The sequence below is a fragment of the Spirulina sp. CCY15215 genome (assembly GCF_016888125.1).
Classification (GTDB): domain Bacteria; phylum Cyanobacteriota; class Cyanobacteriia; order Cyanobacteriales; family Spirulinaceae; genus CCY15215.
This window is the reverse complement of record NZ_JACSWA010000517.1, coordinates 1-16682: the sequence shown is the minus strand read 5'-3', so window position 1 is coordinate 16682 and position 16682 is coordinate 1. Positions and strand designations below refer to the sequence as shown.

Below are 16682 nucleotides of genomic sequence, written 5' to 3'. Positions count from 1 at the left end.
TCAATGAAAAAAACAATTCGATTTATCGATCTATTTGCAGGCTTGGGTGGTACTCGCCTAGGATTAGAACGTGCTTGTCAGCAACTCAATCTTAAGTCTCAGTGTGTTTTTACGTCAGAGATTAAAGTAGATGCTGTCCGCATCTATCAAGAGAATTTTCCGAATAGTGAAGTTTGGGAAGATATTAGAGAAATTAACAGTCAAGAGATTCCAGATTTTGATATTCTTTTGGCAGGTTTTCCCTGTCAAGCCTTTAGTAGTGCGGGAACAAGACAAGGATTTGCCGATACCAGAGGAACTTTATTTTTTGAAGTCGAACGAATTTTGAGAGACAAGCAACCAGAAAAATTTATTTTAGAAAATGTGGAAGGTTTAGTAACTAATAATAGCGGCAAAACTTTAAAGACAATTTTACATAAGTTAAAGGATTTAGGCTATAAAGTGACTTGGGAAGTTTTGAATGCTCTCGATTTTGGCGTACCTCAAGATCGTAAGAGAATCTATATTGTAGGGACGCGATCGCATCCTATTTTCCTCGATACTTTGCCAAAGTCAAAACCTGTTTTTCTATCGCATATTTTAGAAACAGGCAAACCAACTTTAAAAACAAAATTTGTCGATAATTTACTCGCACAATATTCTATACATGAATTAGCAGGTAAGTCTATTAAAGACAAAAGAGGTGGAAAAAATAATATTCACAGTTGGGATATCAATCTTAAGGGAGAAGTCAATAAAACACAAAGAATATTTTTGAATATTTTACTAAAAGAACGAAGAAAGAAAAAATGGGCAGAGCTAAAAGGTATTAAATGGATGGATGGAATGCCTTTAACTCTTGAAGAGATTGCTAGTTTTTTTAATCCTGATAATCTTTTTGAATCCAAAGATTTAAAAATATTATTAGACGATCTTGTAGAAAAAAAATATCTTGCTTTTGAGTACCCTAAAGATGAAGTAGAAGTTTTCAATAAAAATAATCAGAAAGTCAAAAAAAGACTGGCGAGAATGGATTTACCAAAAGGATATAATCTTGTTACGGGTAAGCTCAGTTTTGAGATATCGAAAGTTTTAGATACAAACAGTTTTGCGCCGACACTGGTGGCCACAGATATGGAAAGATTAGCAATTGTTGATGGAGATGGATTAAGAAAATTAACTATTCGAGAAGGATTGAGATTATTTGCTTTTCCTGAATCCTATCAGATTGATTTATCTCCAAAAAAAGCCTTTGATTTATTGGGAAATACGGTAGTTGTTTCAGTTATTGAGAAAATTGCTCATCGATTATATTCTTTAGAATGATTTCTCTGGAACAGCAAAATTAGCCAAGATTCAAAATGCGATCGCATTTAATTTTAAAACCGATCGGCAGCAATTTGAAAGAATGTTGCCAGTTTTATACTTTCTTCCAAAGAAGGGGGACGATCTCGATCGAGAATTTCTTTGACAATAGTTTTGTTTCCTAATATAGGAATTAAATCGCGATCGCTCAAATTCGACTCCTCAAGTAAGGCTATAATTAGATCGACTCCTCGCAAAATAGGAAAACTTTCATGTTTTTCTTCATAATCATAAATGGTTAGTCCCAATATTTTCAGATAAGCGCGATCGTCGTCGGTTATTTTAGGTTGGTCTAATATTTTGTTAATTTGTTCTTGAGTTGCTTGGTATTCTTCCTCATTGGTAATCGGACGAGGAGGAAAGTGCATTATCAATTCGAGATAATAATCACTGAGAGTTTTCAAACCAATCGTCATTTTTCCATTTCTCCTTATCGTATTCTGCATGAGTCAGTACAGAACGAATAAAAAGGATTTTATATTCGTAGTCAATGTAAGCAATCAATCGATAACGATTTCCACTAATGTTAAAAACTGTCAAATTTCCCACTAAATCGGCTGATGGAAAAACTTGCCGAATCTCGCTAAGATCGTTAAAACTAGCATTGATAATGCGATCGTACCAAAGTAAAAGTCCTGATTGAGCATTGGCGTGTTTTTCCCAAAATTCTCTCAGTGCTTTGCGACTAATAATACGCATGATTATTTAATTTTAGTTCTTTCGGTTTGAGCGATCGCGGTTGACTTTTCCTATTTTACAGGCGATCGAGGTTAAATTGTTTAACATCACGATAACAGAAACATCCAAACGAGCAAACCCGTCTATCATTTAATTAGTTCTTGCTCCCCCTGCCGTCCTCAATACCTGCCATGTCTTCTGTGTTTCAGGAATTTCAACTCTCCATCACACCTCTAGGAAGCGACGATTATCTGGTACGCACCGAGAAAGTCGCCCCAGGAGTTCCCCTTGCAGAAGAACGCTTGCACTGGCCAGTAGGAACGTGGCTCGATCGCGCTAAACAGTTAATGAACGATCCCCTGCTTAACCTCATGCAGGGAAATGGATCTCCCGAAGATGATTTTCTCTTTATCACCGGACAACTCAACAAAGGCAACACTCAAGAAGCAATCTTAAACCTTGCCAGTTTGGGACAGAATCTTTATGAAGAACTGTTTCAAGGCAGCCTGCGGGATAGCTGGATCGCTGCCCAAAGTATCGCCTATCACCATCGATCCGTCCTGCGTCTGCGCTTAGGAATGAAAGGAAGTCGCCTCTCGCGCATTCCTTGGGAAGTCCTCCACGCTAACCGTAATGAATTGGGAGAATCCCTTTTTCAACCCCTCGCGACGGGTACCGATATCGCCTTTTCTCGCTATCAAATTGGGAGTCCTTTCGCCGCTAACTCCCAACAATCAACCGTTCACAAGGAACGACCCTTACGCATTTTAATGGCGATCGCGGAACCTGACGACCAAGATAATCTCGCCTTACAACAAGAAGCCCTCAACCTCAAAGCAGAACTGGAACGTAACGCTAGAGAAGGCTTTCCTCAGCTAGAATTGACTCTTCTCGAACAACCAGGACGAGAAGAATTAACTCAAGCCTTAGAACAAGGTAACTATCAAGTTTTCCACTACGCCGGTCATAGTAACTTAGGAGAGTCCGGCGGTGATATCTATTTGGTCAGCAATACTACAGGATTGACGGAACGCCTTTATGGGGAAGACTTAGCAGGTTTATTGGCGAATAATGGCATTCAATTGGCGGTTTTTAATTCCTGTCGTAGTGCAGATACCGCTTTAGATGAAGAAAAAGATAAGGGGAAAGCAGGCGATCGCAATCTTGCTAGAACGTTAGTTAAACGAGGAATTCCCGCCGTTTTAGCAATGGCGGAACGTATTCCCGATGAAGTTGCTCTCACTTTAACCCGCCTTCTCTATCGCAATCTTGTTTGCAGTTATCCCATCGATCTGAGTCTCTCTCGGGCGCGACAGGGGTTAATCTCGGCCTACGGTTCCAATCAGCTATACTGGGCGCTTCCCGTTCTCTATCTTCATCCTGACTTTGATGGGATTTTAGTGACGGGACAAAGCAAAACAGAAGGATTCGATCCCTTGGATTTTTATGATCGCGAAGAAATGCCCATGACGGGAGAAACTGCATGGTTAGAAGACAATTTTGAAGAAGATTTAGCAGATGATTTTGACGATTTTACAGATGATGATGATTATCTAGCCCCTTCTTCTCCTAATGGTACAGCCGATGCCTTCTACAGACCCACAAACTATGGTTCTGATGGACACGCAAGGGAACAAATTCCTATTGATGAAGGGAAAATAGCAGAGGAAGAAAGTTTTGTTCGCAATATTTTAAGTGATTTTGCAGCAGAGAAGGAGGAAGAAAGAACCGACAATCCTCCATCACCTATTACCCATGCCCCATCCCCCATTGAAGAACAGTCGTCACAATCTGCAACTCAAGCAAAGGACAAAAAAGCAAAGGATAAAAAAACTCCCCTTCAAATTACTTTACTGGCTGGAGTGGGGGCGATCGCGATCGCCGGGAGTGGTTTGGGAGTTTGGTATGCTTACAATAACCATTTCAACGGGAATCCCATCGAAACAACCCGTAATGAGGAAAAATCTCTCAATTTAGAAAATTTGGATTTTCAAGATGTGAGTACCGATCGCCTCACCAGTTTGGCGATCGAACAATTTAGTGCAGGCAATTTAAGCACCGGATCGGCTGCAGTTCAGGCTTTACTCGATCGCAATGCCCTTCCCTTTGCTGAATCTGCCCTAGCTATCATTCCCACCCCACAACTCGACAAACCAGAAATTAGTTTTTTGCGTGGACGGTTGGCATGGCAAGCGACTCTTGCTGGAGAGCCTACATATCATATCACTGATGCCCGTCGCTATTGGGAGGTTGCCACAAAAGGAAAACCCGAGGCGATCGCCTATAAAAATGCCTTGGGGTTTGCTTACTACGCCGAAGGGCAAACAAATCGTGCCAATCAAGTTTGGTATGATGCCCTAGCATTAAGCGACACGCAAACAGAAAATCCCGATTTATTACAAAATCCCGATATTCTCAACACCTATGCTGGGTTAGCATTAGGATTGCAAAAACTTTCAACAGAAGCATCACCCGAACAGGCTAAAGTCCTTACAGATAAAGCACGAAAATTACGACAAACTGTCATGAATGCAGCCCCCCTCCAATTTCAGGTACAAGGATTAAGTCAGAATTGGTTATGGTCGGAACAAGCCATTCAAGATTGGCAAAAATTGTGATGGCCTATGTAAAAGCAATGCCCGCCCTACCTAATTTAGGGTAAAATCGCTCATTTCATTACTAAGAGCGTGGTTCAGAGGGTAGGAATACTGCTGTTTCAACCGATCCTGGTGTTCCCAGAGGTTTAGCTTCTTGATTGTTGATAGCAACAACAACACCACCGGCATTTCCTGCCACTACTGTAATCTGTTTGCTTGCTTGCCAGGTTTTTTGCTCTCCTTTTGAGAGAGTTCCTTGATAAACAATCTTGCCATCTGCAACTACTTTCAACCAACAATCATCTTGAAGAGTCATAGAAACCACAACAGGAGAATCGGAGTTGGGTGCCGGTTGGTTTTCATTGGGGCGATCGCTGACGGTTTGAGCCGCATTTGTTACAGGAGCAGGAGCAGATTGTGAGGCTACCTCTGGTGTTTTAGGGGTTTTATTCTGCTGAGGAGATTCAGCAACAGCCTGAATAGGAGTTTGTGGTGTTATTTTAGGTTTAGGGGTTGATTTATTGGCTGAGTCAACGGCAACTTCTGTTGTTTTTGTATTACCATTTTCTTCTTCTAGAGGAGAGGTCGTTGTTAAATTTACTCCCGATCGCGAAAAGAGCAAGGAAAAACCGCTCATCGCGCAGACTAAAATCAGAGTATAGGCCAGATACCAAGGAAAAAGGCGAACATTATAACGTCGTACCGGTTGCCAAGAGGGTTTTATCTCTCCGATGTTGCCATCCACGGGAAAAGCCGTCGCAAGCTCTTTCCCTTCTAACCCGAGGGCATTGGCAAATTGTTTGATCAAAGCACGAACATAGACCGGTTCGGGCAATTCTTCAGCTTTCGCTTCTTCAATCGCCTCTAGTACGCAAGCCTTAATTCGCGTTTTTTCTTCTACCTCATAAAGGGAGAGGGAGTTTCTTAGGCGAATTTCCCGGAGATAAGCGCCTAATTCTCTGAGTTTGTCCTCTTGAGTTGGGGTCAGATGAATTTGCTTGTGCATTTAAGGTTCTCCGTGAGTCTACAGGCTTTTGAATGTGGGCAAGGATTGAAAAGAAATCTGAGTAGAAATCTGAGTAGAAATCAAACAAATTTCCTGCTGTGAGAGAAGGCGATAATCACCCAATGATAACGGGGGACGATCGCGGGATTTTAACTCGATCGAGGCGATCGCACTTCGATGCAGTTTAGTAACAGGATAGCCGAGTTTCTCGGCAATTCGACGAATTTGGCGATTTTTTCCTTCTTTTAACACAATTTCTAAACAAGTTTCCTGGCGATCGCATTTTACAATATTAACTCGAGCTGGTAAGGTCATTTGGTCTGAAAGCATTAAGCCTTCTCGCCATTGTTGCAAAATGGACTCTGGGGGATGCCCCTCAATCCAAACCCGATAGGTTTTAGGCAAATGATAGCGCGGATGGGTTAAAGCTAGAGTTAATTCGCCATCATTGGTTAAAATAATTGCTCCAGTTGAGTTGATGTCCAAACGTCCGACGGGATGAATGCCCCTACCTTTTCGGTATTGAGGAGGAAGACAATCAAGAACCGTCTTTCTCCCTTGGGGATCTCGGCAGGTACAAACGACTCCGAGGGGTTTATTGAGCAAAAGATAAACTTTTTGCAGAAGCCCATTATCGATCGCCTTGCCATCAATTTCAATGCGATCGCCTTGGAGAAGATCGGCTTTTTGACCTAAATGAGCCAATTGACCGTTAACCCGCACGCGACCGGCTAAAATTGCTGTTTCAGCCTGCCTCCTGGATGCAATGCCGCGCTGGGATATTATTTTTTGCACCCTTTCCTGCATCAAGGTCTACCCCTACTCAAATCGAACGCGATACAATTCCACAAAATGAAGGAAAAACATGAAGTTTAGTAAACTATCTACAAATCTTAACAGGGTTCAGTCGCGTTTACCTAAAAATCTTTCTCGATTTGCGGAAACAATTCCCAGAAATTGCTGTAGATTTGCACTCATTCTTCCTTTAATACCGTAACTTCAGCGATTAAGTCAATGGGGATAACCGAAACATCTAGGGAACCGATGGGCAAAATAATCTCCCTCGCCTTTCGTTTGTGGTTGCGATCGCAGACCGATCGCCTCGAACATTTGGAGGTGAAGATTTCGGGGAAAAATCGCCAAATCTTGACAGGTTACATTCCCAAGGTTGCCTTGGCGATCGAGGGTGCAATTTATCAAGGCTTACACTTTACCCAAGGATGTATTATTGGGGAGAATATCCGCATTAATTTAGGTCAGGTTATTAAGGGCAAGCCTCTGCAAATTCTCGAGCCGATTACAGCGAGGGGGGAGATTTTACTCGCAGAAAGGGATCTGCAAACTTCTTTAAATTCCCCTTTACTAGCAACGGCATTAAAGGATTTTTTGTTCAATCTTGTTCCCACTCAAGGGGATAACAATTTAGAAGATTGGCAGATTAACTGGCAAAATATAGAGATTCAGCCCCAAGAAATCTTCCTCACGGGCATTTTAACAACTCCTGACGAAAATGCAACCCCTTTACGTTTACAAGCGGGTTTGGCGTTATTAAGTCCATCCCAACTACGTTTATTTCCTTTGGCGATCGAGAGTTCATTTCTCAAACAAATTCCCGAGGAGTTTCATCTCGATTTGGGAGCGGAGGTGCAATTAGAGGAGTTAAACTTATCAACAGGTCAAATCTTTATTAAGGGGGGAATTATTGTCAATCCTTGAATAAATAATTATTAATAATCAAATCACGAAAATGGATAAAGATAAGTACAAGCAAAAAATGCAGCGACGCAAGGAAGTACAAGAGCAACGCCTTGCGGAGAAATCCCAGGATAAGGGCTTAATTATCGTGCATACGGGGAATGGTAAGGGAAAAACTACCGCCGCTTTGGGTATGGTGATGCGATCGCTGGGTCATGGCTATCAGGTGGCGATCGTGCAGTTTATTAAGGGTGCATGGGAACCGGCGGAAAAAGAGGTTTTGGGGCGTTTTTCTGACCAATTGGTGTTTAAAGCAATGGGGGAAGGTTTTACCTGGGAAACTCAAGACCGCGATCGCGACATTGAAAAAGCAACAGCAGCTTGGCAAACCGCAGTAGAATACATTCGCGATCCCCATTATCGCCTCGTTCTTCTTGATGAAGTAAATATTGCCTTAAAATTGGGCTATCTAGCAGTGGCAGATGTTTTAGCTGGACTGGAAGAAAAGCCCCCAGAGTCTCACGTTATTCTCACAGGACGAGGCGCACCCCCAGAACTAATTGCCAGAGCCGATCTGGTCACAGAAATGACCCTCATTAAACATCCTTTTCGCGAACAAAATATTAAGGCTCAACCTGGAATTGAATTCTAGTTAAATTCTTATGCAGTTTTTAAAACAAATTTTTGCTAGTTTGCTGGGGACGTTTTTGGCCTTTGTCCTCTTTTCTATTTTTGGGGTCAGCATTTTCACGGCTATTTTGCTGGCTGCTTTAGTGGAGGAAGAAGCGCCTCGCCTCAAGGATAAGTCTATTTTAACCTTCGATCTATCCGCAGAAATTCAAGATACTGTCCCGATCGCCTCTTTCGCAGCAAGTTTTACGGAAGGGGATGGCAATATTCTGTCTTTGCGTCACGCAGTTAAGGCGATCGAAGCGGCAGCAAAAGACGATCGCATCGTGGCATTATTCTTAGATGGCAGTGGCGGGGAGGGGAGTAGCGGTTATGCTAATTTACAGGCTCTCCGTCGCGCTTTAGAAAAATTTCAGGAGGCAGATAAGAAAATTATTGCTTATGATGTGGATTGGACAGAACGAAAATATTATCTGGGCTCGATCGCCGATGAGATTTTGCTGAATCCGATGGGGGAGATGGAGTTAAATGGATTGGGATCGCAACAATTGTTTTTCACCGGGGCATTAGAAAAGTTTGGCATTGGTGTACAAATTGTGAGGGTGGGTAAATACAAGTCTGCTGTCGAACCTTATACTCAAAAGCAATTAAGTTCGGAAAATCGAGAACAGTTGGAGAATTTACTCGGAGACTTATGGGGGAATTTTTTGCAAGTTGTTGGCAAAAGTCGGGAAATCTCACCGCAACAACTCCAGAATTTAGTTAGCACGCGGGGAGTATTTCTCCCCCAAGAGGCAATTGCTACGGGTTTGGCGGACGAATTGGCTTATTTCGATGAGGTGGAGGCAAAATTCCGAGAACTCACGCAACAGTCGAAGAAAAAGCAGGGATTTCGACAGATTGATTTAGGCACTTATGCGGAAATTACTCGCCAAGAATCTCTATCTTCTGCCAATAAAGTAGGAGTTTTATACGCACGGGGGACGATTGTTTATGGAGAAGGAGATCGGGAACAAATGGGCAGCGATCGCCTTGTGCGCCAGTTGCGAGAACTCCGAGATGATGATGAGATTAAAACGGTAGTGTTGCGAATTGATAGCCCAGGAGGCAGCGCTTTAGCCTCGGAATTGATTTTGCGGGAATTGCAATTACTACAAAAGAAAAAACCCACGATTGTCTCTATGGGCAATGTGGCTGCATCTGGGGGATACTGGATTGCGATGGGAGCCGATCGCATTTTTGCTGAACTCACTACAGTTACGGGATCGATTGGGGTTTTTAGCATTCTACCCAATATTGAGAAAATTGCGGCGGAAAATGGTCTAACTTGGGATGTGGTCAAAACGGCTCCTTTTGCGGATATAAGCTCGATTTCTCGCCCTAAAACTGAACAAGAATTAAAAATCATTCAAGGGGGGGTCGATCGCATTTATGACCTGTTTCTCGATAAAGTTGCTAAGTCTCGCTATTTGCCGAGGGAAACTGTAGCGGCGATCGCCCAAGGTCGCGTTTGGTCGGGTCTAGATGCGAAGAAACTCGGCTTGGTGGATGAATTGGGGGGACTGGATGCGGCGATCGCCTATGCTGCGAAAAAGGCGGATTTAGGGGAAGATTGGCAGGTGGAGGAGTATCGGGAGGAACCTACTTTCAATGAACTTTTAGGGAGTTTATTTTCTCTGGCGATCGCACCGCAGAAAACACAGCAGAAAACACCCTTAATCAGAGAATGGCAAAATCTACAGAAAGAATTAAATATTCTCCAAAATCTCAACGATCCTAAAAATATTTATACTCTCTTTCCCTTCTCTCTCAACATTGACTAACGCAAACTAACTCAAAAGGCAAATTTTACCCCTAAGATGATTCCGGTCAGTAGTAAACAAGCAATTCCGGCCAGCCCCGCAAGGGGTTTTTCTCCCAGACCCACGAACCACTGGGGCGCATCAATATTGTAGGATATTAAAGCAGCAGAATCCAAGCAAGTTAGCCCCCAAATCCATCCTGCGTGGAGTCCCCAAGCTAATCCCAAATTGCCATCATCGACCCCTCTAGCTAAAGCCAAAATCCCCCCCATTAACACCAGTCCAGGTAATTGAGGTAAGGTATCTTTTACCTCCCAAAGCAGATGGGAGAGGGCAAAAATAAGGCTGGAAAAGACAATTCCTCCCCATAATCCGCTATCTTCGGAGAGGACGTTGAATAAGAATCCTCGGAAAATAGTTTCTTCTATGATCGCCAGGGCCAGGGCTAAAGCTAAAATCGGGATTAATAATTTACCAAATTGTGGTATTTTTTCGGGATGCCATTCTATCCAACCCCATCGAGATTCAAGGGCAAAGACGAGCGCTAATCCTAAAATTCCCACAGCAATTCCCAGCCCTAAAGAAATAAAAAACTCGTGCTGTAAGTGCAAACCATAGTCCAGCAAAGATTCCCCACTCACCAGTAGAGATGCCCAAATAATAAAGGGGGCGATCGCATAAAGAGAAGCCAACAGAGGCAATTTTTGTTGGGGAGTTAAGGACTGGGTGGGACGAATTTTCAAGAAAATTGCTAAAGGAAAAGCAATGGGCAACCAGGCGATCGCCCACATTAAAAAGAAAGCTATTCCTTTAACCCATCCATCTGCCGTTATCAGGGACTCAAACCCTTGTTGTAGGAAGAATAATAAGAGCTTCATTGGCTTTAACACCCACCGAGAGCAAAGAAAAATTGCTTTAAAAATAACCCTCGGTAGATGTTGCGACTTATTGCAAAATGGCAGCGATCGCAATTTTAGGCGACTTCTGTTTCGTCCATTTCCTCATCCACCTCATATTCACCCTCCTCAAGTTGCTTGAGGTGAATGTGCTTGTAACCCAGCTTAATTTCAAACATATCACCAGGCTTCAATCCCATCGCCTTTGTATAGGTAGAACCGATGACAATTTGGCCGTTTTGATGCACGCTGACTTTATAAGTCGGCTCCCGTCCGCGACCGTCTTTAGCACCGTCTGGATCGAGAGCAACGCCTTTAGCAGCAAGCACTGCATCATAAAAATCCGTTAAATTGACCCGCGTACTGCCGTTTTTACCTACGCTGTAATAACCGCAACGTTTTGCTGTTTCTCGGCGCGGTAAGTGGGATAGCTCTTTAACTTTAGTCAGTAAGGCTTTTCCCGTCAATGGAGTTGGTTGTTCGGACATAATCTGAAAAAGTCTCCTTGAACTTTCAGTGTTTGTCTGAAGCATTTCGCTTCTAATATCTCATCATATAAGAAATATATCCCTAAATGTATGGTCAAAGTCAAGTTTTTTTCGGAATAATTTTAACAATTTACAAAATTAAGGGTAGAGAGATTTACTTATCTAGAAAAAATTGAGGATAGGGAACAGCCCAGATCGGGGTATAAAGTAAAAAAATCTTGGAGATTGGGATACTCTATCTCAATATTGGAGGGAAAATGAGGGGGTAAAGTCGGGAATATTTTTTTGGCGATCGCACCAGGGAGCAAAATTGAGGAGTTTTTTTCTTGCTAGTAGTGAAAATAGCAGAAGGCCAACAGCCAAATATTAGGACTTGAGTAAATGTTGTCTGCGGCGATCGCCTCCAATTTTGGCGCGAGGGGGAAGGCGATCGCGAGAGACAATTAGAAAAGGAGGGAATGGGGAGAAAATGTTTTAAACTAGAGTCGGGTTCGACAGTCTTCCTCCCTGAGAAAATGTCAACAAGGAAAACTGCCTCGATATTATGGTTAAAAAATCAAGTTATTTGCCAGTATGGAAGTTATTTTTAAAATTGTTCGACAGCAACCGAAAGGGCTTCCCAAGCTCCAAAGTTATCGGTTGGAGGTTGAAGGGAGGAATACGATTTTGGAATGTCTTAATCGCATTAAGTGGGAAATAGATGGAAGTCTCGCCTTTCGCAAGAATTGTCGCAACACGATCTGTGGTAGTTGTACCATGCGAATCAACGGTCGTTCTGCTTTAGCCTGCAAGGAAAATGTAGGCAGTGAAATTTCTCGCTTTCCCCAGGTCAATTCTACTAATCTTCCCGAAATTACGATCGCGCCTTTGGGTAATTTTCCGGTTATTAAAGATTTGGTTACGGAGATGAAAAGTTTTTGGGATAATTTGGAAGCGATCGATCCTTATGTTAGTACCCAAGGACGCAATATTCCCGAACGAGAATTCTTGCAAACTCCGAAAGAGCGATCGCAGTTAGAAGCCTCGGGAAATTGTATTTTATGCGGTGCCTGTTATTCGGAATGCAATGCGCGGGAGGTAAATCCAGATTTTGTCGGTCCTCATGCTTTAGCGAAGGCACAGCGCATGGTTAAGGATTCGCGGGATAGTCAGAAGGAAGAACGCTTAGATCGGTATAAGCAAGGTATAGAAGGGGTTTGGGGTTGCACGCGCTGTTATATGTGCAATGAAGTTTGTCCGATGGAAGTTCAACCGATGGATCGCATTGGGGAGATTAAACAAGAAATCCTAGCACGCAATAACCACGGTGCGAGTCGTCCCATTCGCCATCGCAAGGTCCTCGTCGATCTGGTGAAAGCGGGAGGGTGGGTTGATGAGCGCAAATTTGGTATTCAAGTGGTGGGCAATTATTTTCGCGATTTACAAGGCTTAATGAGTCTAGCACCCCTGGGGTTGAGAATGATCGCTAAAGGCAAGTTTCCCCTCACTTTCGAGGCATCTGAGGGAACCCAGGAGGTGCGATCGCTGATTGAATCTGTTAAAGAGAGTTATGAGGGATGAGGGATTTATGTTTTATTTTTGCTTAAGCGTTGATAGACGGTTGCTAGTCCGCGATCGTCTCCGACGTTACCTGGAAAAAGCACAACGGGTAATTTGGGGAATTGGGGATGATCCTCGGGGGTGATAACCATTGAACATCCTGGCAAAATCTGCCCTAATAATCGCGCCGATCGCAATTCTAAACCGGTACTTAAGACATCATTGGAGGTAATGCCACCTTTACTGATTAAAAAACTTATCTCCGAGGGCAACCCTTTGACAATATTCATTAATAAACGGGAAACTTCTTGACCAAAATCTAAACGCTGTTGAATGTCAGCAAACTGTAACTCTTTGCGACTTGTATAAATAATGGGGGTTTGTCCGGCATTGTACGCCGTGTTAACTTTTTGTAAGATTTCTGCTTGTAATGAGGTTTTCTCTGCTAAATTGTCTCGCAAGCGCACTACATCCACTTCAATCGGGGCAATTCCTGTTTCTTGTAATAATTGTTCTAACTGTCGGGTCGTTTTCTGGACATGAGAACCCACTAACACAACTCCTGGTCGCGGCGATCGCTCGTATTGTGCCATATTTTCAGCAGGAACCGGCTGGGGACCCAATTGAGCTAAAGAAGTGAGCAAACTTGCTGCACTACGAAACAAGAAGCGTTTTCCCTTCCCTGCTGTTGCAAGAATATCCTCCGCAAAACGATCCAGATCTGATTGCTTTTCCGCATCGACAGCACCACAAACATTTCCTTGCAACTGCATTAATCTCTCTTGAGTACCTTGGCGAATTTCAGTCAGCAAAAAACATTCTACCTCATTACTTTTAATGCGTCCCTTGGTTTTTTCTGCCGCATAATCTGGCAAATAACTATAACTATAACCAAAGACAGAATCTTGAGCGAATTCAGTTTCGTGAACAGGAGTTTCTACCCCGTCAATTAACAAATAATGGGTACTGTTGCGGGTAATGCGTCCCCCTTCAAAAAAAGCAGGAGTTAAAAAATGCGCGTCAAAGGGTCCCAATTCTTCGGCAATAACATCAGTTTCTACAGGATAGTGACCGCGCAGAGTAGAATCAGAACGACTGACCACCAAAAAATCTTTTATATCTTCAGCTTCAATGGCAACTTTAAGATTGCGCGTCACCTCTCGCGTCACTTCTGCTGCTTGTTCTGGTGTTAATGCCCGAGTATTCGTCAAAATAAAGACAATACTGGCATCATCAGCAAGTCCCAAGCGCAAGGTTTCCACATCCCAACGCATTAATAATAAGCAACTGTGAACGGTTTGGGAGCCGGTGGGATCGTCGTCGAGAACGATTATTTTTGGGCGATCGCTCATATAATATTTTCTAAAACTGATAGTTTCCTAGTAAAGCAGATTTTGGAGAAGATTGAACAAGGTAGGGACCTTCTCGAGAAGGTCCCTAACTTATTTTGCGGAGATTTTCGCGTTAAACCGCCTCGGTATTTTTCTCGCCAGTGCGAATACGGACGATTTCTTCTACTGGTGAGATAAAGATTTTGCCATCGCCGATCTCTCCCGTCCTTGATGCCGTGATAATTTTATCTACGACCATATCGACTTGTGTATCTTCGACAACGACTTCCACTTTGAGCTTTTGCAAAAACTCTACCGTGTATTCCGAACCGCGATAACGTTCGGTTTGACCTTTCTGCCGTCCAAAACCGCGTACTTCAGAAACGGTCATACCTACGATCCCAGCGTTAACGAGAGCGATCTTGACTTCATCAAGTTTAAAGGGTCGGATAATGGCTTCTACTTTTTTCAATGGTTTAGCTCCTCAATAATCGATCGATGAATTTACCTCTATAAATCTTACAGAGAGAGCGAGGATTTTATTGCAGGGGAATTCAAGAAATTTTGTTAAAGTTGGGAACAATCTTTCGGTTGTCTATGAGTTACTGCCCTAATCCAGACTGTAGGAAACCCTTTAATATCGATAATGCTAATTTTTGTCACAATTGCGGGAGGAAATTACTTCTCGCCCAACGTTATCGACTCATGCAGGCGATCGCCTCGGGGGGGTTTGGGCGAACTTTTTTAGCGCGGGATGAGTACAAACCTTCCCGGCCAGATTGTGTTGTCAAACAATTTTATCCCCAAGATCGGGGAAATTGGCAAAAAGCTGCCGATCTTTTCCAGCAGGAGGCGATACGGTTGGAGGAGTTGGGAAAACACCCCCATATTCCCGAACTTTACGCTCATTTTGAGCAGGATCGCCAACAATACATTGTTCAAGAGGCGATCGCGGGGGAAAATTTGGCTTCGGAGTTGCGGTCAAAGGGGACTTTTACGGAGTCGGAAGTACGGCAAGTTTTGACGGATTTACTCTCGGTGTTAGCCTTTGTTCATGCCGGAAAAGTGATTCATCGAGATATTAAACCGGAAAATATTATTCGCCGTCAGTGGGATGGGTCTTTGGTTTTGGTGGATTTTGGGGCGGCGAAATATGCAACGGAAACGGCGTTAAAAAAGAAGGGGACGAGTATTGGTACTGTGGGTTATGCTGCCCCAGAACAGGCATTTGGGCAAGTTTCCTATAGCAGCGATCTCTACGGTTTGGCGGTGACTTGCATTCATTTACTCACGGGCATCGACCCTCTGGAATTGTACGATGTAGGGGCAGCGCGGTGGCAATGGCAGCAGGTTTTGCCGAGTCCTATTGACGATCGCCTCGGCAGAATTTTAGAGGGAATGTTAGCTAGGGCGACCCGCGATCGCTATCCTTCTGCAAACGCCGTTTTAGAGGCATTGACGGCGCTGAATGCCTCAGACATCCCGCACATCCTAACGAGGGATTGGCACTGTATACACACCCTCACAGCCCACATTGACGGCGTTACCTGCGTGGCCTTTAGTCCCGATGGTAGCGTTTTAGCCAGTGGTAGCCGCGATCGCACGGTGAATCTTTGGCCAATGCAAGCGTTGTGGAGTATTCGCACTTTAACGGGACAACAAAATAGTGTTTCATCTTTGGCTTTTAGTCGGGATGGGCAAAAATTGGCGGTGGGAAGTTTGGATCGCAGTCTTAAAGTTTGGCGGTTTCCCCAAGGAAAGGCGATCGCGGAGTTTCAAGACCTTGCAGGGGTACTATGCGTGGCCTTTAGTCCCGATGGGAATATTTTGGCCAGTGGGGGAATGGGAGGGGGAATTAAGGTGCGAGAGGAGGGGAAAAAAGAGCGTTTATGGGACAGTCCCGAGGGGATGTGGTGTTTGGTCTTTAGTCCCGATGGGAAACTTTTAGCTGCGGGGGGGTTCGATAAAATTGTGCGCTTGTGGGAGGTGGAGACGGGGGAGGAAATTGCTCAGTTTAAGGGGCATTCGGGGATGTTTGCAGGGATAACGGCGATCGCTTTTAGTCCCGATGGAAAGACTTTGGCCAGTAGCAGTCAAGATCGGACGATTAAGTTATGGGAGGTGGAAACGGGGACGGAAATGGGGAGTTTGATCGGACATCAAAAGAGTGTTGCGGCGATCGCTTTTAGTCCCGATGGGCGCATTTTAGCCAGTGGGAGTGAAGGGGGTGCAATTAAGTTTTGGGAAGTCGCAACTTGTCAGGAGTTCCTGACTTTAACGGATCATCTCGGTGCCGTGAAGGGGTTAGCGTTTAATCCCGATGGGAATATTTTGGCTAGTGGGAGTTTTGATAAGACTGTGAGAATTTGGAAGAGTGGCGATCGCGCTGCTATAGGGGTTTGAGTTTAGCGTTAAACTTGAAAATGTAGATGAGTTTAATTTGGAGCAATTATTATGATGCGATCGGAAACTACTCAAATTCTCGAAGAACTTAAAGAAATTCGGACTCGTTTGGATCATTTGGACGGATCGGTAGGTCATCTAGAAAAGTCGGTAGGTTATCTAGAAAAGTCGGTAGGTCATCTAGAAAAGTCGGTAGGTCGTTTGGAACTTTCCGCAGATAAATCCGAGGCTTATCGAGAAGGGACTCAATGGGTTGTTAATCTTGCTTTCAGT

General features: G+C 43.7%; 16 protein-coding genes. 8 read left to right on the top strand and 8 right to left on the bottom strand.

All coding sequences use genetic code 11. From position 1 onward, the window contains the following. Positions 1–3 precede the first annotated feature (3 nt). Positions 4–1305, top strand: a complete 1302-nt coding sequence (gene dcm, locus JUI58_RS17405; protein ID WP_204105072.1) for a DNA (cytosine-5-)-methyltransferase — start codon at positions 4–6, stop codon at positions 1303–1305. 53 nt (positions 1306–1358) lie between these two features. Here the strand turns inward: dcm and JUI58_RS17400 are convergent, their stop codons facing one another. After that, positions 1359–1760 carry a hypothetical protein gene (locus JUI58_RS17400; protein ID WP_204105071.1) on the bottom strand — a complete coding sequence of 134 codons (402 nt, stop codon included), beginning with the start codon at positions 1758–1760 and terminating at the stop codon, positions 1359–1361. After that, positions 1732–2043 (bottom strand): type II toxin-antitoxin system HigB family toxin, encoded by a 312-nt coding sequence (locus tag JUI58_RS17395; protein WP_204105070.1) that lies wholly within the window; start codon positions 2041–2043, stop codon positions 1732–1734. The genes JUI58_RS17400 and JUI58_RS17395 overlap by 29 nt, the downstream gene beginning before the upstream one ends. A 170-nt stretch (positions 2044–2213) precedes the next feature. Here JUI58_RS17395 and JUI58_RS17390 point away from each other — a divergent pair, with 170 nt between their 5' ends. Beyond that, positions 2214–4640 carry a CHAT domain-containing protein gene (locus tag JUI58_RS17390; protein ID WP_204105069.1) on the top strand — a complete coding sequence of 809 codons (2427 nt, stop codon included), beginning with the start codon at positions 2214–2216 and terminating at the stop codon, positions 4638–4640. Between the two features lie 61 nt (positions 4641–4701). On the opposite strand, the gene JUI58_RS17385 is transcribed toward JUI58_RS17390, so the two are convergent. Together JUI58_RS17385 and JUI58_RS17380 are read right to left on the bottom strand one after the other, a co-directional pair. Further along, positions 4702–5625 (bottom strand): helix-turn-helix domain-containing protein, encoded by a 924-nt coding sequence (locus JUI58_RS17385; protein ID WP_204105068.1) that lies wholly within the window; start codon positions 5623–5625, stop codon positions 4702–4704. Between the two features lie 18 nt (positions 5626–5643). Next, positions 5644–6432 carry a pseudouridine synthase gene (locus JUI58_RS17380; RefSeq protein WP_204105067.1) on the bottom strand — a complete coding sequence of 263 codons (789 nt, stop codon included), beginning with the start codon at positions 6430–6432 and terminating at the stop codon, positions 5644–5646. 237 nt (positions 6433–6669) lie between these two features. Here JUI58_RS17380 and JUI58_RS17375 point away from each other — a divergent pair, with 237 nt between their 5' ends. Genes JUI58_RS17375 through sppA form a run of 3 tightly spaced genes read left to right on the top strand, consistent with a single transcriptional unit; the run spans position 6670 to position 9773 of the window. Then, entirely contained in the window at positions 6670–7341 is a 672-nt protein-coding gene (locus tag JUI58_RS17375; protein ID WP_204105066.1) for a DUF2993 domain-containing protein, read from the top strand. A gap of 31 nt (positions 7342–7372) precedes the next feature. Then, positions 7373–7972: a cob(I)yrinic acid a,c-diamide adenosyltransferase gene (cobO, locus tag JUI58_RS17370; RefSeq protein ID WP_204105065.1), complete on the top strand. Its 600-nt coding sequence runs from the start codon at positions 7373–7375 to the stop codon at positions 7970–7972. Between the two features lie 10 nt (positions 7973–7982). Beyond that, entirely contained in the window at positions 7983–9773 is a 1791-nt protein-coding gene (gene sppA, locus JUI58_RS17365; protein WP_204105064.1) for a signal peptide peptidase SppA, read from the top strand. 11 nt (positions 9774–9784) lie between these two features. On the opposite strand, the gene JUI58_RS17360 is transcribed toward sppA, so the two are convergent. Both JUI58_RS17360 and JUI58_RS17355 read right to left on the bottom strand, forming a co-directional pair. Then, positions 9785–10630, bottom strand: coding sequence for a CPBP family intramembrane glutamic endopeptidase (locus tag JUI58_RS17360; protein WP_204105063.1), 846 nt, complete (start codon positions 10628–10630; stop codon positions 9785–9787). Positions 10631–10725: 95 nt separating this feature from the next. Further along, entirely contained in the window at positions 10726–11136 is a 411-nt protein-coding gene (locus tag JUI58_RS17355) for an AbrB family transcriptional regulator (RefSeq protein ID WP_204105062.1), read from the bottom strand. 573 nt (positions 11137–11709) lie between these two features. Here JUI58_RS17355 and JUI58_RS17350 point away from each other — a divergent pair. Next, entirely contained in the window at positions 11710–12696 is a 987-nt protein-coding gene (locus JUI58_RS17350; RefSeq protein WP_204105061.1) for a succinate dehydrogenase/fumarate reductase iron-sulfur subunit, read from the top strand. A 5-nt stretch (positions 12697–12701) separates the two neighbouring features. Here JUI58_RS17350 and JUI58_RS17345 read toward each other — a convergent pair whose 3' ends face one another. Together JUI58_RS17345 and JUI58_RS17340 are read right to left on the bottom strand one after the other, a co-directional pair. Continuing rightward, positions 12702–14027, bottom strand: coding sequence for a four-carbon acid sugar kinase family protein (locus tag JUI58_RS17345; protein WP_204105060.1), 1326 nt, complete (start codon positions 14025–14027; stop codon positions 12702–12704). Between the two features lie 112 nt (positions 14028–14139). Continuing rightward, complete coding sequence (locus tag JUI58_RS17340; RefSeq protein ID WP_204105059.1) at positions 14140–14478, bottom strand: P-II family nitrogen regulator; 339 nt, start codon at positions 14476–14478, stop codon at positions 14140–14142. A 125-nt stretch (positions 14479–14603) separates the two neighbouring features. Between JUI58_RS17340 and JUI58_RS17335 the strand changes: the two genes are divergently transcribed. Both JUI58_RS17335 and JUI58_RS17330 read left to right on the top strand, forming a co-directional pair. Further along, positions 14604–16409, top strand: coding sequence for a protein kinase (locus JUI58_RS17335; protein WP_204105058.1), 1806 nt, complete (start codon positions 14604–14606; stop codon positions 16407–16409). Between the two features lie 51 nt (positions 16410–16460). Next, the coding region (locus tag JUI58_RS17330; protein WP_204105057.1) for a hypothetical protein at positions 16461–16682 on the top strand (222 nt) is incomplete at its 3' end.